The sequence below is a fragment of the Coriobacteriaceae bacterium genome, assembly GCA_025992705.1.
Classification (GTDB): Bacteria; Actinomycetota; Coriobacteriia; order Coriobacteriales; family QAMH01; genus QAMH01.
Map to the genome: position 1 here is coordinate 68,238 of DAJPGJ010000001.1, position 24,360 is coordinate 92,597.

The 24,360-nt window shown below is 58.6% G+C and carries 25 protein-coding genes and 1 tRNA gene; 14 read left to right on the plus strand and 12 right to left on the minus strand.

The features are described from left to right. Positions 1–10 precede the first annotated feature (10 nt). Positions 11–670, minus strand: a complete 660-nt coding sequence (locus OIM11_00280) for a nucleotidyltransferase domain-containing protein (GenBank protein ID HJI99587.1) — start codon at positions 668–670, stop codon at positions 11–13. A 136-nt stretch (positions 671–806) separates the two neighbouring features. Here OIM11_00280 and OIM11_00285 point away from each other — a divergent pair, with 136 nt between their 5' ends. From OIM11_00285 to OIM11_00305, 5 genes are all read left to right on the plus strand, one after another. Next, a complete protein-coding gene (locus OIM11_00285) occupies positions 807–1,217 on the plus strand; it encodes a pyridoxamine 5'-phosphate oxidase family protein (GenBank protein ID HJI99588.1) in 411 nt (136 codons plus the stop codon). 60 nt (positions 1,218–1,277) lie between these two features. Continuing rightward, positions 1,278–2,237: a GHKL domain-containing protein gene (locus OIM11_00290; protein ID HJI99589.1), complete on the plus strand. Its 960-nt coding sequence runs from the start codon at positions 1,278–1,280 to the stop codon at positions 2,235–2,237. Between the two features lie 23 nt (positions 2,238–2,260). After that, complete coding sequence (locus OIM11_00295) at positions 2,261–2,989, plus strand: LytTR family DNA-binding domain-containing protein (GenBank protein HJI99590.1); 729 nt, start codon at positions 2,261–2,263, stop codon at positions 2,987–2,989. Beyond that, complete coding sequence (locus OIM11_00300; protein HJI99591.1) at positions 2,986–3,927, plus strand: hypothetical protein; 942 nt, start codon at positions 2,986–2,988, stop codon at positions 3,925–3,927. The genes OIM11_00295 and OIM11_00300 overlap by 4 nt, the downstream gene beginning before the upstream one ends. Positions 3,928–4,120: 193 nt before the next feature. After that, entirely contained in the window at positions 4,121–4,495 is a 375-nt protein-coding gene (locus OIM11_00305; protein ID HJI99592.1) for a LytTR family transcriptional regulator DNA-binding domain-containing protein, read from the plus strand. A gap of 2 nt (positions 4,496–4,497) precedes the next feature. Here the strand turns inward: OIM11_00305 and OIM11_00310 are convergent, their stop codons facing one another. The 3 genes from OIM11_00310 to OIM11_00320 form a co-directional block, all read right to left on the minus strand. Next, positions 4,498–5,490, minus strand: coding sequence for a nucleotidyl transferase AbiEii/AbiGii toxin family protein (locus tag OIM11_00310; protein ID HJI99593.1), 993 nt, complete (start codon positions 5,488–5,490; stop codon positions 4,498–4,500). A gap of 10 nt (positions 5,491–5,500) precedes the next feature. Next, entirely contained in the window at positions 5,501–6,115 is a 615-nt protein-coding gene (locus tag OIM11_00315; GenBank protein ID HJI99594.1) for a type IV toxin-antitoxin system AbiEi family antitoxin domain-containing protein, read from the minus strand. A 114-nt stretch (positions 6,116–6,229) separates the two neighbouring features. Beyond that, positions 6,230–6,844 carry a helix-turn-helix domain-containing protein gene (locus OIM11_00320; protein HJI99595.1) on the minus strand — a complete coding sequence of 205 codons (615 nt, stop codon included), beginning with the start codon at positions 6,842–6,844 and terminating at the stop codon, positions 6,230–6,232. A 263-nt stretch (positions 6,845–7,107) separates the two neighbouring features. On the opposite strand from OIM11_00320, the gene OIM11_00325 reads away from it, so the two are divergent. Further along, a complete protein-coding gene (locus tag OIM11_00325) occupies positions 7,108–7,311 on the plus strand; it encodes a DUF6440 family protein (GenBank protein ID HJI99596.1) in 204 nt (67 codons plus the stop codon). 39 nt (positions 7,312–7,350) lie between these two features. Beyond that, the gene (locus OIM11_00330; protein HJI99597.1) at positions 7,351–7,821 is read left to right on the plus strand and encodes a hypothetical protein; all 471 of its coding nucleotides are present in this window, start codon (positions 7,351–7,353) and stop codon (positions 7,819–7,821) included. A gap of 9 nt (positions 7,822–7,830) precedes the next feature. Here OIM11_00330 and OIM11_00335 read toward each other — a convergent pair whose 3' ends face one another. After that, positions 7,831–9,018 (minus strand): aldo/keto reductase, encoded by a 1,188-nt coding sequence (locus OIM11_00335; protein HJI99598.1) that lies wholly within the window; start codon positions 9,016–9,018, stop codon positions 7,831–7,833. A gap of 278 nt (positions 9,019–9,296) precedes the next feature. Here OIM11_00335 and OIM11_00340 point away from each other — a divergent pair, with 278 nt between their 5' ends. Next, on the plus strand, positions 9,297–9,992 hold the full coding sequence (locus OIM11_00340; GenBank protein ID HJI99599.1) for a pentapeptide repeat-containing protein: 696 nt from the start codon (positions 9,297–9,299) through the stop codon (positions 9,990–9,992). Positions 9,993–10,067: 75 nt separating this feature from the next. On the opposite strand, the gene OIM11_00345 is transcribed toward OIM11_00340, so the two are convergent. Next, a complete protein-coding gene (locus OIM11_00345) occupies positions 10,068–11,000 on the minus strand; it encodes a radical SAM protein (protein HJI99600.1) in 933 nt (310 codons plus the stop codon). A gap of 118 nt (positions 11,001–11,118) precedes the next feature. Between OIM11_00345 and OIM11_00350 the strand changes: the two genes are divergently transcribed. From OIM11_00350 to OIM11_00360, 3 genes are all read left to right on the plus strand, one after another. Then, positions 11,119–11,451, plus strand: a complete 333-nt coding sequence (locus OIM11_00350) for a helix-turn-helix transcriptional regulator (GenBank protein HJI99601.1) — start codon at positions 11,119–11,121, stop codon at positions 11,449–11,451. A 130-nt stretch (positions 11,452–11,581) separates the two neighbouring features. Next, positions 11,582–11,656, plus strand: a tRNA-Gly gene (locus OIM11_00355). Between the two features lie 88 nt (positions 11,657–11,744). Continuing rightward, on the plus strand, positions 11,745–12,410 hold the full coding sequence (locus OIM11_00360; protein HJI99602.1) for a DUF1847 domain-containing protein: 666 nt from the start codon (positions 11,745–11,747) through the stop codon (positions 12,408–12,410). A gap of 8 nt (positions 12,411–12,418) precedes the next feature. Here the strand turns inward: OIM11_00360 and OIM11_00365 are convergent, their stop codons facing one another. Beyond that, on the minus strand, positions 12,419–13,708 hold the full coding sequence (locus OIM11_00365; protein HJI99603.1) for an MFS transporter: 1,290 nt from the start codon (positions 13,706–13,708) through the stop codon (positions 12,419–12,421). Between the two features lie 127 nt (positions 13,709–13,835). Between OIM11_00365 and OIM11_00370 the strand changes: the two genes are divergently transcribed. Further along, positions 13,836–14,744, plus strand: coding sequence for a MerR family transcriptional regulator (locus tag OIM11_00370; protein HJI99604.1), 909 nt, complete (start codon positions 13,836–13,838; stop codon positions 14,742–14,744). Positions 14,745–14,829: 85 nt separating this feature from the next. Here the strand turns inward: OIM11_00370 and OIM11_00375 are convergent, their stop codons facing one another. From OIM11_00375 to OIM11_00390, 4 genes are all read right to left on the minus strand, one after another. Then, positions 14,830–15,339: a 4Fe-4S dicluster domain-containing protein gene (locus OIM11_00375; GenBank protein ID HJI99605.1), complete on the minus strand. Its 510-nt coding sequence runs from the start codon at positions 15,337–15,339 to the stop codon at positions 14,830–14,832. A 2-nt stretch (positions 15,340–15,341) separates the two neighbouring features. Continuing rightward, positions 15,342–17,507 carry a molybdopterin-dependent oxidoreductase gene (locus tag OIM11_00380; GenBank protein ID HJI99606.1) on the minus strand — a complete coding sequence of 722 codons (2,166 nt, stop codon included), beginning with the start codon at positions 17,505–17,507 and terminating at the stop codon, positions 15,342–15,344. 27 nt (positions 17,508–17,534) lie between these two features. Beyond that, positions 17,535–18,824: an NAD(P)/FAD-dependent oxidoreductase gene (locus tag OIM11_00385; GenBank protein HJI99607.1), complete on the minus strand. Its 1,290-nt coding sequence runs from the start codon at positions 18,822–18,824 to the stop codon at positions 17,535–17,537. 162 nt (positions 18,825–18,986) lie between these two features. Further along, positions 18,987–19,745 (minus strand): TipAS antibiotic-recognition domain-containing protein, encoded by a 759-nt coding sequence (locus OIM11_00390; protein ID HJI99608.1) that lies wholly within the window; start codon positions 19,743–19,745, stop codon positions 18,987–18,989. Between the two features lie 410 nt (positions 19,746–20,155). Between OIM11_00390 and OIM11_00395 the strand changes: the two genes are divergently transcribed. Beyond that, the gene (locus OIM11_00395) at positions 20,156–22,756 is read left to right on the plus strand and encodes an excinuclease ABC subunit UvrA (GenBank protein ID HJI99609.1); all 2,601 of its coding nucleotides are present in this window, start codon (positions 20,156–20,158) and stop codon (positions 22,754–22,756) included. Positions 22,757–22,773: 17 nt separating this feature from the next. On the opposite strand, the gene OIM11_00400 is transcribed toward OIM11_00395, so the two are convergent. Further along, positions 22,774–23,751 carry a C-terminal binding protein gene (locus tag OIM11_00400; protein HJI99610.1) on the minus strand — a complete coding sequence of 326 codons (978 nt, stop codon included), beginning with the start codon at positions 23,749–23,751 and terminating at the stop codon, positions 22,774–22,776. A gap of 121 nt (positions 23,752–23,872) precedes the next feature. On the opposite strand from OIM11_00400, the gene OIM11_00405 reads away from it, so the two are divergent. Continuing rightward, positions 23,873–24,334 carry a GNAT family N-acetyltransferase gene (locus tag OIM11_00405; protein ID HJI99611.1) on the plus strand — a complete coding sequence of 154 codons (462 nt, stop codon included), beginning with the start codon at positions 23,873–23,875 and terminating at the stop codon, positions 24,332–24,334. Positions 24,335–24,360: the final 26 nt, after the last annotated feature.

The window sequence follows — 24,360 nt, forward strand, 5'->3', positions numbered from 1 at the left end:
GGGGGGATTGCTACAGGCGCACGATGGAGCTCGACCAGGTGAGAAGTGCGTGGGCAAGTTCCCCGGTCTCGAAGGCATCGGGATCGTCGTAAGCATCAAGGAACATCGCCTCTCGTTCCGTCGCAAGTTCTCTCATGGCGGCGCGGCTCGGCGGATACTCGCCGGTCCTGGCATAGCGCAGAGCGCGCATGACGAAGAAGGCCGACTTCACGCAGGCGGCGACGATGGCATCGAGCGAGCCTTCGGCGAAGACGAGCTCATGGCTCATCGCATGGTAGATTTCCGAAGCCCCTACCTTGGCAGACAGCATCGCATCATCGGCGGTGAAGTCCGTATCCATGAAACTGAAAGAGCCGAACGCGACGTACGTATCCTGGACCAAGTTGAACACGTCGTGGCGCGGCCATGCGGCGAGCAGCTCCGGCGAGCCCGTGAACCCACAGGCAAGATCGCCGTGGGGCATGGTGGCCAGCAAGGTGCGATAGCCCGCAAGGTCATCGTCATCCAAGCCCTCCACGACCAGCACGACGTCGATGTCGCTGTCGGGCCGGGCCTCCCCTCGGGCACGGCTGCCCTGGATGCCGACGAGCTTCAGGCGGGGGCCAAAAACGTCAAGCGCCTTGCTGACAAGGTCATCGGTCCAGCTTTCGATGTCGATTTTCTCGTTCATGGGAATCCCTTTCACCGTGCTGCGAAACAAGGAGGGACATGATAGCAGAGGGAGACAAGGCGCGGTCCCTTGTCTCCATACATTATTCGAGGGCGTATACTATCCGCAACGAAAGCTTGCGAGAAAGGAAGCCACCATGGCAGCCATGACCCAAGACGTGAGGGAACTATTCGAAACGGCCGAGAACATGGTCCTATGCACGGCGTCTGCCGACGGGACGCCCAACGGAGCCGCCATCGGCATGAAGACCGTCATCGACGAGGAGACGGTCTACATCTCCGACCAGTTCTTCAAAAAGACGCTGGCCAACCTGGAGGAGAACCAGAAGGTCGCCGTCGCGTTCTGGACCGGCCATGATGCGTTCCAGATCCACGGCACGGCACGCTACGTCAACGAGGGCGACGAGTTCGCCGTCCAAAAGGAGATGGTGGACGCCAAGTTCGCCTCCATGGGGCTTCCCATCAAGGCGAAGGGCGGCTGCTTCATCCACGTGGACGCGGTGTATCAGATGGCCGCAGGCCCCACGGCCGGAGAACAACTGGCCTAGGCAGAGCAATCCAATAACGGGAACATAGTGGGGAGAGCACGGATGCGGGATGGGGGCACGGTGACAGAAATCGCCTCTTGCACGACATCCACTTGCTCATTTTCCTACCGCAAAGAACTCAAGGGATGGAATACCTCACTACCCCAGCGAGTCATATACGCGCTTTTCCCTCTGAGCCAGCTTCTGACCATCGCGGCAATTTCATACTGGGCCGTGGGTTCATCCTGCCCGGCGTGGATACCCGTATTGATCATTATCCTTGCACTCGCGTGCATTCCTGTCGACGTACTCTTGTTCCGTAACTTGAAAAGAGTCCGGGACAAGGCGCGCTCAGAGCTGCGCATGAAGACACTTGCCGACCAATTGGAGGCGCAGAGACAGTACAACTTGAAGATGCAGCAGGATATGGAGCGCATCAAGGCGATCCATCGTACAGCTGATCGCGAATTTCAAAAAGCGTCAAGGCTGCTGGAAGAAAAAGAGGGCCCGCATGACGATAGTCTTTTTGCGGACATGCGAACAGCCCTGAATAGCGTCACCTTGCGTTTTTGCGAGCACCCAGCCATAGATGTACTTGCAGCGGTAAAGCATGACGAATGCGCGGCAGCAGGTATAGATGCATCATTCGCGATTAGCGTTCCTCGCAGCGTTCCTCACATCTCGGACGTGGAACTGTGTGCCGTATTCGCCAATCTCTTGGATAACGCCCTGGAAGCCGCGAAACGATCGGTAGAAAACGAATGCTCCAAGCCATTTGTGGAGATGGCATCGGAAATGCGTGGCAACATGCTCGTGGTGAGCACGCGCAATAGCATGCCATCCAATACGTCATGCACATCGAACAAAGACGCCTGTATGCAAAATCCGAGAAGGCGGCCAATCTTCAGGAGCATCGAAGATCATGGTTGGGGACTGTCCATAGTCGAGGGAATTGCCTCACGTCACAGTGGCACACTCGTAACGAGCATAGAGAAGGACGTCTTCTCTGCGGCAGCCATGTTCGTATGCGAAGATAGCTGAGAAAACACACGGAAGGTCTGCTATTGAAATACAACGCTATCATCTTAGAAGACAATCAGGAATCAATCAGGGCGCTTCTTAGCCTAATCGAGGCGAGCCCCTTTGCCGACCAGCTCGCAACACAATGCATGAGCACGGCAGATGAGCTTGCCGGAGTCATAGAGAACGAGGGCGCGCCAGACGTCCTCTTTGCCGATATAAAGCTCGACAACAGCAGCATGAACGGTATCGACGCGGTTCGCTCCCTGCTCAATTCAAACGACATGACGGAAGTGATCTATGTAACGGGATACATGGAGTATTGCGAGTCCGTCTATGAAACGCAGCATACCTATTTCCTCGTCAAGCCTGTGAGCCAAGACACGTTTGACAGAGCGCTATGCAAAGCAATCGAGAACCTGCGCACCCGACAAGACAAAGTGCTGCCTGTCACGTACAAGGGGCAGACCACATACCTTCGGACCAACGAAATCGAATACGTTGAGAGCAACTTGCGTAAGGTGCATATCCACGCCACGCATGGTTCTTATGAGATGTATGCAACTGTTTCCGACCTGATTAACAGACTGCCCGCCTCCTTCGAACGCTGCCACAAGAGCTTCCTGGTAAATATGGATGCCGTGACAACGTTAAGGGAAAAGGAGCTCGTCATGCGCTCTGGCAAGACGGTACCACTCGGCCAGCACTACAACGCAGCGGTACGCAAGGAACGGACAGCGTATCTTGGCAGACTGAGCGGGAACCTGCTGTGATAGAGCTCCTTCCCGAAGGATATGGCCCTGCATTCTTTCTGATAGATTGCCTGAACGTGCTTCCTACGCAGTTCTTGTTTGCATTTACGCTGGTAAAGATTCTCGGAACACGCCATCCAAAGTTATATTGGACGCTGACGATAGCAAGCACCTTGCTTTTTATGCCGTTTCGAACGACGATTCCGCTCTCCTTAAAGGCTCTCTTCTCGGTAGTGTGCTTGCTTGTGCTTCCCATTGCGCTTTTGCGCGGGAACCTTTTCAAAAAGACAATGGTAGTGGTCATCGCAAACACGATCATGGCCGCCGCGGAGTTTCCAGCAGGGCTCATTTGGGTTGCGCTAACGGGCTCTGAAATCATGGATTACGACGCAGTCCTTGCGCATATCCCCGAATACTTTGGGGATACTATCCTATTCCACACGAGCTGCTGCATACTTGCGCTATGGGCGCTCTATCGAATATGCGAGCGCTTGGGCATCTCAGAGGAGAAGTCAACGCAAGTTAGCATCAAAGATGGCATCGCGTACCGGGCATTCCTCCCCTTTGTGTTGGTGCAAATGCCGCTTCTGTACATTGTGGCTTTCATGGGATTGCAGTTCATGAACGCAAGCACCACGGACCTTTTTATTGCGATAGTCCTTTATGCAATCGCCATCGTTACGGACGCACTCCTGCTCTTCGACATCCGACGCTACCAGGAAAAAGAGCGTATCGACATGGAAGCCGAGGCGCTCAGCCGCAGCGTGGACGAGAGTTTGGCTGCTGCATCTGTTATGCAGGCCTCTCTCCAAGAGGCAGCAGTGCTTCGTCATGACCTGCGCAATCACATGCACGTGGTGAAGAGCCTCTGCGAGCATGGCGAACACGAAGACGCCCGCGCATACCTCGATGAAGCGCGCATGACCCTGTTTCCAGAAGAGTCACGGACTTCTTATTAGCAGCACCCGCAATTGCCCCGCCTTGCGATAATCAGTTTTCATGACAACGCAGGCAGCGTTCATTCCAAAAGTATTCCCTGGGGTTTTCCCTTTCCTTAGAGTGGGCATGGCGCTCCTTTGAACGCATGGAACCAAAAGCAATCCGGGTAGATCAACGATGTCCCAAAAGAAGCCAGCGCTCGATGCGAGTGCTATGCAGCATAAACAACATACGAGCACTCCCAACAGCGCACCCACGCCTACTAAGCTTGTAGTTAAATTCGCACGCGAGATACACCTCGTGCCCATCGAAACCATCGACTACATCGAGAGCATCAGGCGCAAGGTTTTCATTCATTCCGACGATGGCATATATCAAATGTACTCAACGATGCGTGACATCATTGCGAAGCTGCCGGAGAGCTTCCTGCGTTGCCACAACAGCTACCTCGTAAACTCAGAGCGTGCAGTCACTGTCAGGTCGACGGAAATTGTGCTCACCTCAGGCTCGAAAGTTCCAATAAGCAAGCGTTATGCAAAAGGCGTGCGCGAGAGGCTAGCAGCCCTCGAGCATGAGAAGCAATCGTAACGCTATGCGCCCGAAACTCCGTAGCTGTTAATCTCTGTTTCAAGCACGGCAATTCCTGCCATCAACTCCTTGAAATCAGGTACCTCGCCGAAAATCATATTTCGCATCGATGCGTAGTCTTGCTCGACTAAGGGTACAGATTCCTTTGGAGGCATGAGCTTCAACGTCCCGGGAACGCACAGGTCATATCGTGCGGTGTTCGATCGCCAGAAAGCCATCTTGAAATCGACCACGCTTTTGAGGAGATCCATATCGTTTAACGCTCGCGCTTTGACATCGGAATGCGCCAGCCTGTAGAGATCGTAGTAGTGGCGGGAGTACCTGGAGGGAAACCTTCCATTCGTGCGGAATGCCTCCTTGTGCAAGATGGTCGTCTTCTCCCAGAACGTTCTCTCGGGAGACACTGTCAGCACGGATGTCTCCGGTTGAGCGAAAACTCCTGGGAACTCCTCGGCAATGCATGGGCTGATGTGCGCCACAGTCGTGGGCGTCCATGCGGCAAGCGCGCCTGTCTCCAATCGGATCTCCTGCAAAATGGAATCATCAGAGAAGGACTGCGGATAGAAGAATCTGAGCGTTTGAGGGTCATCCCCGTCGATTCGCAGCGACGCGCCAGCAATGTGCTGTCCGTCGAGGTACGCTCGCATCTCGGGCATCAGTTCGTCGCGCAGAAACGACGCGGCATCCGCATTGATTCGGCTTACAAACGCATCCTGCTTGGTGTTGCTCCTCTTCTCCCAGGGCTCATCGATCCCGTATCCCAAAAGTCTCCAGTCGAAGATGAGGTCGATGTCTTCCGAGAAGCGCTCGATGAGGTCGAAGCCCTTCGACAGGCTCGTTCCTCCTTTGAATGCGAACGAGTCCTTGAATGCGGATTCGCCGAAGAGGTAATCGAGGGTCCAGCAAACCCAGAAGTCCTTCTCGACGATGGCCGGATGCATCCCCAGCTCTCGTGCCGCGACGATTAGCGCGTCCGCGCGATCCTCCTGCGGCAATGTCGCGAATTCACGCATGCCGTGCCCTCCTTCTCTGCATCTCCCTAACCGCGTCTCTCACCCATGACGTTGAGTTGCGGGTCTCTGACGCAAGTCTTTCCATCTGCGAATCATCGAGCCGGGAGGAGATGATGTCGAGCACGCCCTCCGTCACGCCGTCTTTGCCGAGTGCCTTCAACGCCTGAACGACGGTGGCCGCAACGGGGTTCAGCCTCGATAGGTCGCGATTAGCCGTATGCCGAAACTCAATCGTATAGGGGCCGTACTGATAGGTCCGGTACGGCCCATCACTCACATAACGCACGACCGACGGCACTTGAGAGTCCAAGCCCAGTCGATTGAGAGCCGTGTCCCCATAGGGCGCGATGCGCCACTCGAACTTGCGGGCAAGGGCCTCCGCTATCTCGTCGGGACTTGCAGGAACTGCCTTGTCCAAAAAGGCACTTCGTCGCGGCTTGCGGTAGAGCCCCCGCATCGGCCGCTCCAGCTCCCCGGCTTCCACCATCCGAGACAGTGCCTTGCGTATGGCGTCCGCCGACCCCGCCTCGGCAAAGTCGCCCGGAACGAAGACCTCTCCCGGTTCTGCCTCGGAAACCAACCCCATTATGGCTTTCTGCTCGCTCACTTCATCATCCTTTTCTGTCACAAAAACTATATCATTTTTGTGACAGAAATACCAAGCAATTCGCGGATTAGTCCTGCTGGCCGATTCTCGTCTTTTAGATTCTGAGCGTCGAGGCTAGCAGCCCTCGAGCACGAGGAGCAATCCCGCTAGCATCAATCCAATAACGGCACCACCCAGAAGCTTCACCATCACGCCGAGGGCCGGATGCCTGCGCGCGAAGCCCTGCGAGTCGAACTCACCGTCGAGCTCTCCCTTGAGAAACCGGTCAATCTCCCGGTAGGTGACAATGTCGTGCTTCTTCTTCAAGCGATCGATGGCGATGGCCATGCCGAATCCGATGGCATAGAGCACGATGAAGGTGGCCGCTCCCGCGATGTTGCCCTTGCTCATGCGGGCAAAGCCCGACGGTTCTTGCCAGACTACTGAGAACACAAGAAGGAAGAGGAAGGGCAGCCCCGAAAAGGCGAGCATGCCAATCGACAGCAGCCTCATCTTGCGCGAATCCTCCTTGATGGCCTGCTGCATTGCAACAGCATCCCCTTTGATGAGCTCGTCGATGGAAACGCCGAACAACTGGCTGAGCAAGAGCAGGCTCTGCACATCCGGATAAGTCTTGTCGTTCTCCCAATTCGAGACGGTCTGCCGCGATACGAATATCGCCTTCGCGACCTCATCTTGGGAAAGGCCGTGCTCTTCCCGTTTTGCTTTCAGTTGCCGAGCAAGTTCCATTGCCCTCTTCCTTCCGATTGCCCATCGACGCATCCCGATGCCATGCAGGCCGGAATGATAGTTCACACGCCTGACAAAGGGATGCGGGTGCCACGAATGCTCTTGTCAAAATCCTTTGACAAGCCAGCTGAACAGGGATTTTACGATAATTCTTCGCTTGCGGGCATAGGGACGAATGGGAAGAATGATGTCTGCAAAGGCCGCTTTTCATCAACGCTAGGCGGCACATGCATCCCGCAGGTTCACACGAAAGGAGTTCCCCGATGAAAGAAAATGGCGATCGTTTCGTCCAGGCATACATGCAACAAGATGGCCTGGCGAATCGCACGTACGTTCTCGTCGACCGCCAGACTGGAGTGAATTATCTCCTGGCAGGCTTTCTAGCATCTTCTGGTGTCAGCTGCACCGGCATGACCGTGCTTGTCGATTCGTCCGGCAAGCCCATCGTCACTCCCATCGAAGAATAGAACAGGTGAATCATCGATAGCGAAAGGGGCAGAATAACCATGGCTCGCGAGGAAAAGGTTTGGAAATACGCAATCGAGGCAGGATATACACCTCTGGAGGGTAGATGCATCATCGTCAAGGGCGCGGCGGGAAATCTGAGCGAGAAGATCGTCCGATTCTTCAGTGCGTGCGATGTCGCTGTTCTCCAGATGTGCGAGAACGAGATGATCCTGCTTCCCTTCGACCCTTATTGGTCGACTCTCGAACGGGACGTCTCCCTCGTCGTCCCCTATTCGGAAATCGAATCGGTGAAGCTTGTCGATGACTTGCTCAACGTGATTATCGATATCGAGACGAACAGTGGCGGCGTCCGTCTCACCACTCAGCAGAAGGAGCTGAGCGACATCCGACTCTCGGGCATATACGCCTCACAGTACGCCGGTGGATACAAGAACTGGCATGCCGAGAACGTGGATGCGACCCTCGAGACGCTCAGCGAGCTCGGGTGCGCAGCACAAGACTGCGCTTGAATTGCCGCGTTAACGGCTCATCACCCTTACTCCGAACTTGATCAGAGCCGGAAGGCCGGGAACCTGGAGGCGCCGCTTCACCGAGGTCAGTTCGTCCGGGATCTTGATATGCTGGGGGCACTTCTCGAGGCAGGCGCCGCACCTGACACAATCGCTTGCGAAGCGTGCATCACCCGACATTGCTCCCGACGCCGTGATGTATTGTTGCATGCCCTGGTACCAGCCATGAGCGAAGGACGTGTTGTACGCGGCGAAGCACATGGGAATGTTCACGCCCTTGGGGCACGGCACGCAGTACCCGCATCCCGTGCAGGGAATCCTATAGCTCTTTGCGATGCTCTCCCGCGCCTTCTCCACGGCTTTGACCTCAGCATCTTCGAGCGAACCCGGTAGCGCTCCATCAGCCGTCGCAATGTTTTGCAGCAGTTGCTCCTGCGTGTTCATCCCCGACAGCACCACGGTTACTTCCGGGTGATTCCACACCCAGCGCAGGGCAAGCCTTACCGGGTCGTCGCTTATGTCGGCATCGGTCAGTACACCACGTGCCTCTGCCGGCAGCTCGGCCGCAAGCTTGCCCCCGAGAAGCGGCTCCATGACGATAACAGGCAGGCCTCGCTCTGCCGCTGCCACCAGACCCGCCGTGCCCGCCTGGTAGTTCTCGTTCATGTAGTTGTATTGGATCTGGCAGAAGTCCCAGTCGAAGGAGTCGAGCAGTGTGGGGAAGTCGGTTTTCGGTCCGTGATATGAGAACCCGATGTTGGCGATGCGCCCCGTGCTTTTCTGCTCATTCACCCATTCTTTGAAGCCGAGCGAGCTCAGGCGATCCCATGCCGCTGCGCTCGTTACGTTATGGACGAGGTAATAGTCGATATGGTCGGTGCGCAGCCTTTCAAGAGAGCGCCCCAAATACTTGTCGAAGTCGGCTGCCGCCTCGCATCTTGCCATTGGCAGCTTGGTGGCAATATGCACTTTTTCCCTAAGGCCGGGATTGCGAGCGAATATCTCACCTAGAGCGGCTTCATTTCCGTTGTACAGGTAAGCCGTGTCGAGATAATTCACGCCTCTTTCGACAGCCTCGACAATAAGCTGCTCAGAGGCATCGATGTCTATGCGCCCCGCTGTGGTCGGGAACCTCATGCAGCCGAAGCCCAGCGCCGACAGTTCGTTTCCGTTCTTGGCATCGGTTCTGAATTGCATGGCAATCACTCCTTGCACAGAATTAATTGCATGATGTGACTACGTTTCCGGTCTCTATCCTGCGACCCATCCGCTTCCCATCCAAAGCGCCACCTGCGAGGAGGCGGGCTACCCGATTCCGTCCTACGAGAAATCGTTGTGCGACTTCCTGACCGTCCAGCTCGTCGGCTATGGAACGCTAAAGGGAAAGCAGAGATAGCGTGCGCTATCATGGCGAGATAGTAGCAAACATATAAGACGCCCTCTACATTGCATTGGCGCTGAAGAGAAGGAGGGGCATGCACGTTTTTCCTAGTTCGGCACAAGCTGCCTACGACAAGGCGTCATCGTCTTGCAAGCTGGCTGCGCCTCGCATAGTCACCTCCCTCGACGAACTGCCTTTGAGCACTCTTTGCGATCCCGACCGTGGAACACTCGAAGCCGTTGAATTGCGTGGGCTCCATGCTGCGGAAGCGGAGTTCGTCGAACTTGAGGTTTCCGGTGGCCGCTTCTCCAACTGCCAGTTCCTTGATTGCGACTTCACCGGTGCGCTTTTCACCGATATCGCCTTCGATGGTTGTGACTTCTCCAACAGTGTATTCGACAGCGCCGCATTCACGCGCTGCACGTTCAGCAACTGCAAGTTCGCCGGGGCGTCCTTTGCCGAGGCGCTCTGGAAGCATGTCGCCGCAGACGAGTGCACATTCGCCTACGGCGCATTCAGCCGATGCCTCTGGAAGACTGTCCGTGTTCGCGCCTGCGATTTCTTATCAGCGGACATGTCTGAAATGGAGCTGTGCGGCATCTCGCTCGATGACGACCGCTTCGTTGGAACGAGTTTCTTTCGCACGAAGCTCGTCGGCCTCGATTTCACGTCATGTCAGCTCGAGGGCATTGCCATATCGGACGCTATGGATGAGGTGTACGGTGCGAAGTTCGGACTCTATCAAGCTGCTGCGCTGGCCCGGCGCCTTGGTGTCATTATTGAGGAGTAGCCAAAGGGATGGGATGAGTCCCATCTCCTTTTCTTAGAGGCACTGCCTACTCATTTGCCAGAGACGACCCAAGCATCACAGGTGCTTTAGGTTCGTGCGATAGTGGCGCAGCCTATCCTCTCCGATTTCATCTATCACGCGGTCGAGAGCTGCAATGATTTGCGCGCGTTGCTCGGGCAGCCTGCCCTGCATCATCACGGGGTTTGATGCGCCGAGCATGGCGAATTCCACGGGTATTTCCAAGTCTTCCACAAGAGCCTTAATCTCCTGATACTTCTCAATTTCTGTTTCTTCCTCCCAGTTGCCAGCCAGAATCTCCTGGTAAAGCTCGGAGTTCTTGTAGATGGTGAGCATGTTTGCGCCGATGAGGGAGGGGCGCGTTTGATTGCAGACTGCCGCCGTGAGCCGCGCACCTTCGATACCGTGTCCTTTCCCTGAGATTCCCGCAAGATAAAAGAACGCATAGGAAATGTCCGCCGCATCCAGGCGCGCACACTGCGCAACGATGTCTTGCGCTGCGTAACCTTTGTTCATGAAGGCAAGGGCGGCATCATCCCCCGTCTCTATCCCGATGGTGAGGCCGGTGTATCCCGCTTCGCGAAGGGCCGCAAGCTCCTCGTCTGTTTTCGAGGCGACATCTGTCACGCGTGCAAAACAGCCGATCGTTTCGCACGATGGAAAGTATTCGCGGATGAGGTCGGATATCTCGAGCAGGCACCTCGCTTTCAGCACAAACGGATTAGCGCCTGCAAGAAAGGCGCGACAACGCTTAGGCATTGGAAGATTGAAAAGGCGCGTCTCAATCTTCGATAGCGGATCGTGGAACCACGTCTGTGCCTCAAGGAGGTCAGACTCCATTGTGGAAAGCTCCGATACCTTGAATTTGAAGGGAAGCTCGTCGTAAAGCGTGCAGAACTTGCAGCGGTGGTGCGTGCATCCCGCAGTCGCTTCCAAAATAAGGGAATCGGCCTCATAGGGCGGCCACCAGATTGTTCCTATGTAGTGCATGATGTGCTCCTTGCCTCGGATTTCGTGAAAGACGGTTGAGCTTGTCGCATCCATCATGCAAATAAAGCTTTAGAATTAGAAGTACTGATGTTTTTTGTAGTACATAGGAGTTAGGTTTATGGCAAGAAGGCGAGGTGAAGAGATAGAGCGCTGCAAGTCGGTTTCCACGCTTCAACGCATGATCGGCGGCAAATGGAAGATCGAGATACTCTTCTACATCGCGCTCAAGGACGTTCGCCATTTCGGGCAGTTGCGACGCTGCATCGGCAACATTTCCGAGTCGACACTCTCCAAGCAGCTCAAGGAGCTCGTGGATGATGGTTTCCTCGTGCGCACCGACTTCGGCGAGGTGCCACCGCGCGTCGAGTACACGCTGACAGAGCAGGGCGAGAGCTTCATTCCCATCCTGCTCGCCATGAAGCGATGGGGGGAAGAGGAGCTGGGGCTATAGAGATTCGCCCCTGCGCTTCCTGCAAGCTTTGCCGGTCATCTCCCGAGTGACCGGCCTCGCACTCGACTCGTGGGGATTCTCCAAAATGACCAGAGTAGAGGATGAGGTAGCGGTATAATGCTCACTCAATGCGGGCGTCGCCAAGTGGTAAGGCCCCAGCTTCCCAAGCTGGTATCCGCGGGTTCGAGTCCCGTCGCCCGCTCCATCATGACCCCTGGCCCCGCTCCTTCGAGCGGGGTCGTATGATATTGGTCGTCATATCTGCGACCCGCGAGGCCCAATCGGGAGGGATCATGGAATCAAAGCTCAATTGCATGAGCTGCGGAACCGCCGCATGCGAATACACCGATCGCGAAGAACCAGGGTTTTGCGCGCAGGGCGCGGTCTCCTCTGTGCTACATGACGAGGCGCAGCGTCTGTACGCGCTTCCCGAAAACCACGTCATCATGCAAGCCGCCGCGATGGTCAGCGAGGAGACGGTAAACTCCACGCGCGTGCAGGACACCATCAAGTTCGCGAACCTCATCGGCGCCACCCACATCGGTATCGCGTCGTGCACCATCATGCTGCGCGAGACGCGCATCCTGGCCAAGCTGCTCGAACAGGCGGGATTTTGTGTCGAGACGGTTGGCTGCAAGCTCGAAAGCAATCGGAGGGCCGACCTCGACCTCGAGCCCCCAGCAAGGGGCGGCGAAGGAGGTGTCGTCTGCAATCCCATCATGCAGGCGCTTCTCCTCAACGAAGCGAAGACGGACCTGAACATCCTCATGGGCATATGCGTGGGACATGACGCCCTCTTCTGCAAGTACTCCGATGCACCCGTCACGACGTTTGCCACGAAGGACTTCCTCGCCGGCAACAACCCGTGTGCGGTGCTGTACACGGCACATTCTTGCTACAAGAAGAAACTCGCGCAGACCGTGGAGGAATGGCACGCGTCTGGCCCCGTCACGGGCTAGTCCTCTCGTCAATCATCTAGGCCGCGTACGTTGTGGCTCAGCAACGCGAGAAGCATGACGACACAGAGCAGGCAGCCGCACACGACGAACCACGTGTTCACGCCGAGCGCCTCGGCGGCAGGCCCCGCGACGAAAAGGCCGATTGGCGAGGCAAGCGCCGATAGCGAACCGAAGATTCCCATCACGCGCCCGAACCTCTCAGGTGCCACGCGCTTTTGCATCAGCGGGATCACGGGTGCGTTGAAGACGGCAGTCGCACCGAAGATCACGACGATGAGGCCGACGAAGACGGGAAACGCCCCGCGCGGCAGAAGGCCGCAAGCGATGCAACAGGCGCCAAGCACCATGCCCGCGACCGCAAGGATGGGCACGAGCCTCTTGCCGCCACCCCACGCCAGCATGACCACCGATCCCAGCAACAGCCCGATGCCGGCTGCCGCCTCGACAATCGAGGCCTGGAAGCCATCGCCGCCAAACCAGTCGTAGGTCATGAGCGGACTGAGCGTTCCCAGTGGCAGGAAGAGCAGCATGGCGGCCATGACGAGAACCAGCAGCGCACGGATGCCACGACTTGCGCCGATGACCGCGAGTCCCTCGCGCAGGTCGGCGACGACACCGTGACTTTCGCCTTTCGCGCCCTTGGCATAAGGTAGCCTGGCCACCGCGAGGCAGATGCACGCGAAGGCCGCGCACGCAGCGTCCATGACCAGCACCGCCGTGAATCCCCACGCGGTGTAGAGCGCGATGCCGAGCACGGGCCCCGCAATCGCCGAGATGCTCGAGAGGGCCTGGTCAAGCGTGTTGATGCGCACCATATCGCGTTCGGGAACGAGCTCGGGCATGAGCGCGACGAGCGAGGTGCTGTGAAACGCCTGCGCTGCCGAGCGAACGACCAGCAGCAACAGGAGAATCCAGATATCGCATATACCGAGCGCCACGAGAACCGCGAGCGCGAGCGAGAAGAGGCCCGCCAGACCATCGGACCATATCATCACGTACTTCCTGTTGAAGCGGTCGGCCACGACGCCGCCGAAGGGCGAGAGCAGGGCCGTGGGCAGTAACGCAGCTACACCCGCCAGCGAGAGCACGAACGCGGAGTCCGTCGTAGTGGTCACGTACCACAACACGGCAAAGGTCGCCGCGCAGGTCGCGAGAATCGAGACAGCCTGTCCCGACCAGATGATGGCGATGGCCCGCTTCCAATGCCCAGGAAGCGGGTGCCCGTTCGCATTCACCTCACCGCCGTCACGTATCATCTCGAGTTTGCTGGAATCCGCGCTTTCGTTGTCGGTTTTCATGGCGGCTTCCCCTTTCCTGTCCTGACGTTGCGATTCGTCTTTACCCGTTCCTTCACCGAAGATGCTAAAGTGTGGGGTAACAACACGGTCAAGACTGATTTCCGAGCGCATGTGAAAAGGAGCCACAATGCCCCTGACGTCGGATTTGATGGAAAACCCGGCCCTCTCCCACCTCGTGCGTAGCGGTGAGTTCGCACGCCTATGCCAGACGACGAAGGAGACGCTTCGCCACTACGACCGCATCGGCTTGCTCAAGCCCGTCACCACGGCGCAAAACGGCTACAAGCTGTATTCGCCCTTGCAGATTGCGGACTTCTTTCTGATCGTGGCATTGCAGAATTCGGGGTGCAGCCTACATGAGATCGGCGAATACCTGACCGATCCGCAAAATGCTTCACTCACCTCCGTCATGGAAGAGCGCGTGGCCGCCCTCAAGTCGGAGCGACGTCGTTTGCTCGTCTCGCAGCGTGTCCTGGAGAGCACGCTCACGCGCTGGCACGCCCTTGACGAATGGCTTGCCTCAGACGCGGACTGGCGCATCGAGGACTGCCCGGCCGAGCGCTTTGTCGAACTGGACATGTCGAATTTACTCGGCGTACAGGACGAAGGAATGGAGGATGCCGATTCCATCGACGAGTACGAGGCGGCGGAGCGCGTGTTGGAGCACTTCTACCGCTGCTGGGAGACCGGACGCCCCGTTGAGCTGCAGGGAACGTACCGCGTTGGCCTCGAGGCGCTTCTCGCCGACTCGCCGGAAAGCGATTTCCACGTATGCTCATATGCACCTGCTCCGGTCAAAGCAGGAGAGGTGCACGAGAAGCCGGCGGGTAGGTACTTCAAGATGCTGCGCGTCGACAGCTTAGAAGAGCTGCTGCAGCGCGACGAAATCGTCTTCGAGGCCCACCATGAGTTGCTTGCGCGTCTTGAGGAGCATGGCCTCAAGCCGTCCAGCGATCTGTACGAACGCGAACTCTCGCTGTATTCCGGCAACCTCGTTGAGACGATTTACTCCGAGCTGAGCGTCCGCGTCGAATAGGGAGCAAAAAGGGACATCCCAAAACGTTCATTTGCCAAGCGCTACCGACAAACGAGTATTTTGGAATGTCCCTTTTACTCCAAGACTACACGAGCTTTCGGGCTGCGCTGGCCGCTTTCTCGTCCATCGAGGCGTTGACCGGTTCGTAGGCGAGCGCGTGGGTCGGGCAGTTCCTGACGCACGCTGGTTCCAGCCCGAACTGCGTTCTGGCATAGCATCCGTCGCATTTCTGCATCTTCCCGCTGCTCCCAAAACGAGGGGCCCCAAACGGACAGGCCATCGCGCAAGCATGGCAGCCGATGCACAGGCCATCGTCCACCAGCACAGACCCCGTTGCGGCATCTCTCGTTATCGCCCCTGCAGGGCACGCGGCTATGCACACCGCATCTTCGCAATGCATGCAGGCAATCGAGACACTGGCGTTGCCACGGTGCTTGCCCACCAGCCTTCCGGGAACGCTCTCGACGATTCGCCACGATAGATCATCCCTCGCGACGTCGAGGTCGTTCTGATCCATGCACGACACGACGCACGAATAGCACCCTATGCAGCGGTCGGACTTGAAGACGATGCTCTTAGTATCTTTGGAAGTCATGCCTAAGCCTCCTTCGCATTGACGCTCATACGCGCGGGAACTACTTTACAGAGCAGGGACCTATATCCCGGGAAGCCCGAAATGGGATCGAGGTAATCGCCCGACATGAGGTCGTTTCCATTGGCCTCGGGCCAGTCATGGTAGAGGTGCACGTCACCTTCGCGAATCGTGTCGTCTAGATGCGCCTTCACAAAAACGCTTCCCTCCGGCGTCATGAGTTCGACTTCCTCACCCTCGGCGATACCGACACGCTTGGCGTCAGCCGGGTTCATATCGCAGACAGGGTCCGGCGCGAACTGGCGAATCCAGGGGATGCGGAAAGTGCGGCTGTGCTGGAACATGGGCTTGCGAGCACCGATGGACAGGACGAACGGATACTCCTTGGCGATCTCCGGCTGCGAGATGGGGCTCATCGCTGGCTCGCGGAACGCGGGGAGCGCCTCGAAGCCCTCACCATCCGTTTCGTCGAGCACACTGGAGACGAATTCGAACTTGTCTGACGGAGTCTTGAATCCCTGGTCGACGTACTTCCTCTCAGTGGGCTTCTTGAAATCGGGGACGAACATCCCGGCCGGGTGCTTCTTGAGCTCTGCAACGGACAGGGCACTGGGTGCGAGCATCCAATCCAGGCACGCGTCGAATCCCGACTCGAGCAGGTCGTCGCCCAGACCCAGCTCCTTGCTCAGCTGCGCGATGATATCGACATCGGAGCGGGACTGCCCCACCGGATCTATCGCGGGCTGCGAGAGCATCACGTAGCCCATGGGCCAGCACCGCGCTTCGCTGCGCTCCACCGAGGTGCATACCGGCAAGACGATGTCGGCATACTTGGCGCTGTCGGTCAGGAAGGGATCTGCCACCGCTATGAAGTCGAGTTTGCTGAAGGCGTCGATGAAGCCCTGCGAATCGGGGAACATCCTATGGTTGAAGCCCATGCAAAACGCGGCCTTGAGCGGATAGGGATCATCGGTCAGGATCTGCCTTGGGATGTCGCACGCCTGCGCTTGCGTGGTCAACCGATCCCACACCGGGAAACGGCGGGATCCGACCCTTTCCGGCAAATCCTTCAGACGGGATGCCAAGGTGAACTCGCCCTCGCGCGTGGGAAAGCCTCCCGGTATGTGCACCAGCGAGGGCCTGTTCATGAGGTTTCCACCACGGATATCGAAATTGCCGGTCAATCCGATGAGGCAGAACACCGCACGGTAGTTCTGCACGCCATTCGTGTGATGGACCACGGGTGCCGCGCTGGTCATGATGCTCGCGGGCTTCGTGGTCGCGTACATCCGGGCCGCCTCGCGGATCAGGTTCGCGTCAACACCCGTGATGTCCTGCGCCCTTTCCGGAGTCATCTCTACAGCAAGCTTGGCGTATTCCTCGAAACCGACCGTCCAATTGGCGACGAAGTCGGCATCGTAGAGATTCTCGTCGATGATGACGTTGGCCATCGCAAGCGCCAGCGCGCCGTCGGTTCCCGGGCGCAGCTGCAGATGAATGTCTGCACGAGCCGCGAAAGGGGTGACGCGGGGGTCGACCACTATCAGCTTCGTCCCCTTGTCCAAACGATTGAACAATCCTTCACATATGAGCGTCCTTGACGCTGCCGGGTTGTTGGACCACATCATTATGCAAGCCGACTCACCGTTATCCGGGGCCGCAGGCGCGCCGTAGGTGAGCTGCTGGGCCATGATGGTGGCTGTCGAGCACGTGCTCGACTCGGTGCAGTAATTCGGCGAGCCAAAGCTCATGGCAAGACGCTGCAAGAACGGCCTGTGGTGCTTTGGATAGCCCGCGAAGAAGATGACCGATTCCGGACCGTACTGCGCCTTTGCGGCGTTGAGATTCTTGGCAATCTCGCTCAGGGCCTCATCCCAGCTAATCGGCTCGAACTTACCCTCGCCGCGCTCGCCCACACGCCGCAGCGGAGTTTTCACGCGGTCGGGACTGTAGACGTATTGCCGCGTGGCCGCGCCCTTCGAGCACAGGCTGCCATGCGAATGCGGAGCCTCCTTCGAGCCCTCGACTCGAATGATCTTGCCATCCTTCACGAACAGGTCCAGCCCGCATTGCGTGGTCGGGTCGCAAATCGTGCAGATGGACTTCTTGACTTCGATGCCGGTCTCCGGACCGGGAACCTTGCCCTTTTCCCTCAGCTCGCGCTCGTTCATCTCTCCTCCGTCTCGCTCATGAAACCGTCAAACATCGGTGAATGCGCCTTGAAGCGCATTGCGGGCTATTTCTGCCTGCATGCGCCCGATCGAATCTGTCAGCTTGCCAAAGAGTCCGGCCATGCCGGCCTTTGCCACGAGGTTGAAACCGGACAGTAAAGCCCGGCCATCCTGCTGGATGAAGTAGGACTTCATCAGATACTCGTTTTCGGTCTCGATTTCCTCAATCGCGAATGGGCCTTCGGCCGATGGAATCATTCCCGCAGCGGCGAACAGTGCGTCTCCGACCTTGATGGTGTTCGCGGGAAGAAATCCGTGATATTCCATGCTGCCGGCAAAAGCGGAGGCATCGGATGCGCATGCCCTTCCCTCGTCGCGAAGCTCCTTTGCCATGTTCGTGCCCGCCACCTTGCCCTGCTGACGTGCCGCGAGCCAGAGCCCGGCCACCTTGCTTCCTCCAAGCAAGCAGGGCACTGTGGCCACATCGCCTGCCGCGTAGACATGAGGGGCGCTCGTGCGCATGAAGGCATCGACGACGATTCCCCTATCGGCATGTATGTTGGCGTTTTCGATGAAGTCGATGTTGGGGCTCATGCCATGGGCTACGAGAACCGCATCGAAAGATCTCGGTTCTTCCTGGTGGGAAAAGGAAACGCTTGTGGAGCCGTCTTCGAGAACGCGGGCTTTTTCGACAGTCTCGCCGAGCAGAAGCTCTATTCCCTGGTCTTCGAGCAGGGCCTCCATCCTGGAAGCCGCACGGGAATGCGCCGACCCTTTGAGGATATGAGGGCTGCGACCCAGAATGGTTGGCCGCCCATCCCTGCGAATGCACGCCTCCGCCGCCTTGAGGGCGACCATGGAGGTCCCGGAGATGAGGATGCTGGCATGGGGACGCGCGGCAAGTACCGTGCTCAGGCGCTCGGCATCTTCGAAGGTCCTGAGCGTGAGCGGATCGCATTCGAAAAGCGGGCTTTCACCCGAAAGCACGGGTGATGCGCCCGTAGCAATCAGGCAAACGGAATAGGACCACTCGCGACCGCTCGCGGCTTTGACGGTCTGGCTTTCCGTATCTATGGACGTGATCTCCTCGTTCGGGAAGATGCGCGCGTTGGCATCGTCGAGCGCCGAGGCGTAGATGCTTCCCTGCTCGCGGGTTACGATTCCAGCGGCGCTATACGAAGTCAGGACGGGGCTTTCGCAAAAAGCGGGGCCCGAGGTGATGATGTCCACGTTCGCGTCGCATCCTTGCGAGCGCAGTGCTTCCACGGCACTGGCGGCGGCAGGGCCGAACCCAAGAATGACGACATCGTTTGCCATGAATCCCTCTCTGGAAATCTCTGGCCAATAGTACTGCCTGCCGCCAACGAATTGCAATCGGGGGACGGGGCAAGTGGGACAGGGGGACAGGTCATTTGTCCCACGAACCCCAGTGGGACAAATGACCTGTCCCCCTGTCCCACTTGCCCCCTGATACCTTCCCTATCCCTGCGAGGCGCGTATCGCCTCCACCAGAAACTCGGTGGCGCCTTCGCCGGCTGCCGAATCGTAGTAGCTCACGAAGCGCGGGTCGGCCAGGTAGCCCTGCGCCAAGCCCAGATACTGATCCGGCTCGGGGGCCTTTCCCCAGTGGATGCTAATCCAGCGCCTGTGCATGCGCACCAGCTCCTGGGCCGCATCGCCCACGGGATCGCCCGTGGCCATGGCAAGGCGCAATTGCACCTTGATCGATTCCTCCAGAAGCTCCTTGGCGTCCCACTCGTCCTTGGTGAGGGCCATCATGCGAGCGTTGGCGTCCTCGATGACGTCATCGCCGTAAAGCCTGCGCGCCTCCTCGCCGTACTCGTTTTCGAAATCGCGCAGCCCCTGCTCCTTCATCATCTCGAAGCTGTCTTTCGTGCTCATGTCCTTCATCCTCTCGATGGTTGTCAGTGCGGCTCTCGTCCTTTCGATTGCCGCGTCCAATGACGCTCCCTGCGATTCGAGAGCGTGAAGATGCGCACGGAGCGTGCTGGCGAGGTCGATGCCGGCATCTTGCATGAGCCTGCGAATGGTGGCCAACGGCAGATGACACGAGCGCAGGGCGAGCACCTGCGCGAGACGCCTCGCATCCGCCTCGTCGTACACACGGTAGCCTCCATCGCTTCGGTGGGGCGAGATGAGCCCTTGCTCCTCGTAGTAACGCAAGGCCCGCGAGCTTATACCGGCTTGCGTTGCCATTTGGCCAATGGTCATCGTCATGATCGCGATCCTTCCTAACCCATTGCTCCATACGTGTCTTCGAGAGGCATCATGGGCCCTGACGTGACGAGAGGGTCAAGCGCTTTTGCGAACTTTTTCGCGCATAAAGGAAAGGAGCCCCGAGAGGCTCCTTCTTGTCCAATCTGGCGTCGCCAGTCCTGCTTTGCCTTTGCGCGATCATACTTCTTGCTGCCATGGGGACCATAGCCACCGGCAAACGCATCGTATCGCGGCATCTTCGCAAGCGTCGCCTCTTCGGACGTCTGCCGCCATACTGCACCGGTCTTTGGCACGTTGTGTTTCTTCGCGCGTTTCTTCTTGGACATCAGCCTCACCTCCTTCGCGTCACCGATATATTAGAATGAGACAATTGCTCTGAGCAAGTGTCTCATTCCCGATGGAGAGCTGATATGCCAGACAAACACAATGACGCTTCCTGCAGCATCGGTGACATCGTCTTTCGCGAGCCGGCCGCCATCGAGGTGCGCGGTGCGCGCGTCCACAACCTGAAGGACATCGACGTCGACATTCCGTTGCACCGGATGGTCGGCATCGCCGGCGTGTCCGGGTCGGGCAAGAGCTCGCTTGCCCTGGGCGTGCTGTACGCGGAGGGAAGCCGTCGTTACCTCGAGGCGCTTTCCACCTACACGCGCCGCCGCATCAGCCAGACCACGCGTGCGCAGGTGGATGAGGTCTTGCACGTGCCGGCTGCCATCGCGCTGCGCCAGCGCCCTTCCACGCCCGGGGTGCACTCCACCTTCGGAACCTCCACCGAACTGCTCAACTACCTGCGCCTCATGTTCTCGCGTCTGGGTAGCCACGAATGCCCTAACGGCCATCACGTGCCGCCCAGCCTCAACGTGGCTGCCGAAAAGCCGCTCGAGTGTCCCGTCTGCCACGAGACGTTCTATGGTCCGAGCGCCGAGGACCTCGCCTTCAACAGCGCGGGCGCCTGCCCCACCTGCGGGGGCACGGGCGTCGTGCGCGAAATCGACGAGTCGACGCTCATCGCCGATGACTCGCTCATGCTCGAAGAAGGCGCGGTCGCTCCCTGGCGCCAGCTCATGTGGTCGCTCATGCCGCAGGTCGCCCAGGAAATGGGCGTGCGCATCGACGTGCCCTATCGCGACCTCACCGATCACGAGAAAGAAATCGTGCTGCACGGGCCCATGGAGAAGCGCCATATCCTCTACGTGCCCAAGAACAAGAGCCACGCCACCGAGCTCGACTTCACATACTACAGCGCGGTCAACACGGTAAAGAACGCCCTTGCCAAGGTGAAGGATGAAAAGGGACTTGCCCGCGTTGCGCGCTTCCTCAAGCAGGGAACCTGCCCGGATTGCCATGGAACCCGCCTCTCGGCCAGGGCGCGCTCGAGCCTTCTGGACGATATGAACCTGACGCAAGCCACGGCCCAGACCCTCGATGAGCTGGCGGCATGGGTCCCGACGCTTCCGGACAAGCTGCCCGGGGAAATGCGCCCCATGGCCCAGGCGATTGTCGCGGAGATGAACGAGCCGATGCATCGCCTGCAGCAGCTCGGCCTCGGCTACCTGAGCCTGGACCGTGCCGGCTCTACGCTTTCCAACGGCGAGCTGCAGCGCGTCCAGTTGGCTCGCGCCGTGCGCACGCGCACTACCGGCGTGCTCTACGTGCTCGACGAGCCCTCCATTGGTCTGCACCCCTCCAACGTCGAGGGGCTGCTCGGCGTCATCGACGACCTCATGGGCGATGGCAACTCGGTTGTCGTGGTGGACCATGACCTCAGCGTGCTCAGGGCCACGGACTACATCGTGGAGATCGGCCCCGGATCAGGCTCAAGCGGTGGTCGCGTCATCGCCCAGGGCACTGTCGGCCAGATCGAGGCAGACCCGGCTTCCCGCATCGGGCCCTATCTCTCGGGCGCAAAGCACATACATGTGCGCGAACGTGCAAATGACGAGGTTATGTTCGAGAAAGGTGCTATCGAGCTCGAGACGTTGCCCCTGCATACCGTGAAATCGCTTTCCGTGAAGATTCCCCTGGGGCGTACGACAGCAATCACCGGCGTCTCGGGATCGGGAAAGACCACCCTCGTCCTCGAGAGCCTCATCCCTGCACTGCAAGCGGCGCTTGACGGCAAGAAGCCACCTTCGCATGTCCGTAGCATCGACGCGCCGGGCATCAAGCGCGTCCATCTCATCGACGCGACACCCATCGGAGCAAACGTTCGGTCGACGGTGGCTACCTATTCCGGCATCATGGACGACTTGCGCCGGGCATTCGCCGCGACGCCTGCCGCCAAGGATCGCAAGCTCAAGGCCGGCGCCTTCTCCTACAACACGGGAAGCCTACGCTGCCCCACCTGCGACGGCACGGGCCAGATATCGCTCGACGTCCAGTTCCTTCCCGATGTCGACATCATGTGTCCCGACTGTCACGGTTCGCGCTACGGCCAGGACGCCTATGGCATACGCTTGCCATTTGAGGATATCGACGGATGTCGCGACGAAACGGAAGAACCAGCGGGCACGCCCGACAATCTGACCGAGGAACTTTCCCTGCCCGACGTCCTCGCGCTCACGGTGGACGAGCTGCTTTGCATGGCATCCACGAGCATCCCCAAGGCGAAGGCAAAGTTGCAGACGCTCTCCGACCTGGGCCTGGGATATCTCACCCTCGGCGAGTCGACACCCGCGCTCTCGGGCGGCGAAGCCCAGCGCCTCAAGCTCGCCGGAGAGATGCACAAGAAGCAGCAAGATGCCCTTTTCGTCTTCGACGAGCCCACCATCGGGCTGCATCCGGCAGACGTGGAGGTATTGCTACGCGTCTTGCAAAAGCTGGTGGACAAGGGCGCGACGATCATTGTCATCGAACATGACCTCGACCTCATCGCGAACTCCGATTACGTGATCGACATGGGTCCGGGCGGCGGCGAGGCAGGTGGCGAAATCGTCTGTGCCGGCACGCCCGAACATGTCGCCGCATGTGCGAAAAGCGTGACGGGAAGGTACCTCAAGCCGCTACTGTGACGCGACAGACCACTCCGTCAGCGCGTGAGCACCTCGGCGTTCACGCAGCTTTCGGGCTTCTTGCCGAGTACCACGTCGATGGCGTTTTGCGTGCAGCGCGTGCGAAGCTGGACGGCCGTTTCCTCGGACCAGTAGGCAACATGCGGTGTGAGCACCGTATGCGGTGCCTTACAGATGGGCGCATCAGGCGCGATGGGCTCCTCCTCGAACACGTCAATGCCAGCGCCCCAAAGCTTGCCCGCGATAAGTGCCTGGGCCAGCGCATCGGTATCCACGACAGCACCACGCGAGGTGTTGACAACGATGGCGTCGGGCTTCATGGTGGCGATGCGCTCCGCATCAAGCAAATGATGGGTCTCTGGTGTCAGCGCCGTGTGAAAGCTCACGATATCAGCCCGTGCAAACAGGTCATCCAGGCTCACATACGGGAAGTCCTCCGGCGTGAAACGCCCCGGTACCCCCTTGCGATCCCAGACCATGACGTCGAAACCAAGTCCACGCGCCTTGCGCGCCGTCGCCCGGCCAATATGCCCGTACCCGACAATGCCGAAACTTCGCCCCTGCACCTGCCCGAGCGGGCGGCGTTTGTGAAAGTCCCACACGCCCTGCCGCATGTCGGCATCCATCTCGTTAATGCGACGCAGCACGCACATCGCAAGCGCGATGGCGTGATCGGAGACGACCTCCGTACCGTAGCCGGGAACATTGCAAACCGCAGTACCGTTCTTGGTGGCCGCAGCTACGTCGATGTTGTCGACACCCGTGCCCGTCTTGCTCACGACCTTGAGTTTTGGCAGCGCCTGGAACACCGCGGCGGTATAGTCACCATATGAGGTGATGGCGCCATCGGCATCCTGCAAGTGTTCGATGAGCGCCTCGGGGGCACGGTCATCCTCGTTTCCGAATGCGGCGAACTCGATGCCGGCAGCCTCGACCATTTGCCTCTCGAGCGCGGTATCCCCGAGATCGAAATCTGACACGACGATTTTCGACATGGCATGCTCCCCCGAACGGTTGGATGGTGCCCCCATCTTAAGTCTTTGACGCACGCACGTCTCCCCGTGCCGTACAATCGCATAGAGTATCTGTCTGGCTTCTCATGCGAGAAGGAGCAACATGGAATACGTTACCGCTGGTCCAGAGCATATCGACGGGATTCACCACGTCATGCAGTCCACGATCCGCGCGGTGTATCCCAAATATTACCCAACCGAAGTCGTCGACTTCTTCTGCCAGTTGCACAGTCGCAAGCACGTGCAAGAGGGTGTCGAGTCCGGCAACAGGGACGTGCTCCTGGACGAGGGCAAGGTCGTTGGCGTGGGTTGCGCTGACGGAAACCACATCACGAGTGTGTACGTGCTTCCCGAATGTCAGGGGCGGGGTTTCGGCTCACATATCCTCGATTGTCTGGAAGCGCGCATCGCTCGCGAACACGAAACCGCCGTGCTGGACGCATCACTTCCTGCCGTGATGCTTTACGAGCACCGGGGCTACAAGACGACGGGACACGGCGTGCTCGACGTCGGCAACGACGTGAAGCTCGTATACGAGATCATGGAGAAGCAGCTGCGCACGTGATTAAGTTGCCCCAACCGTCAGGACTA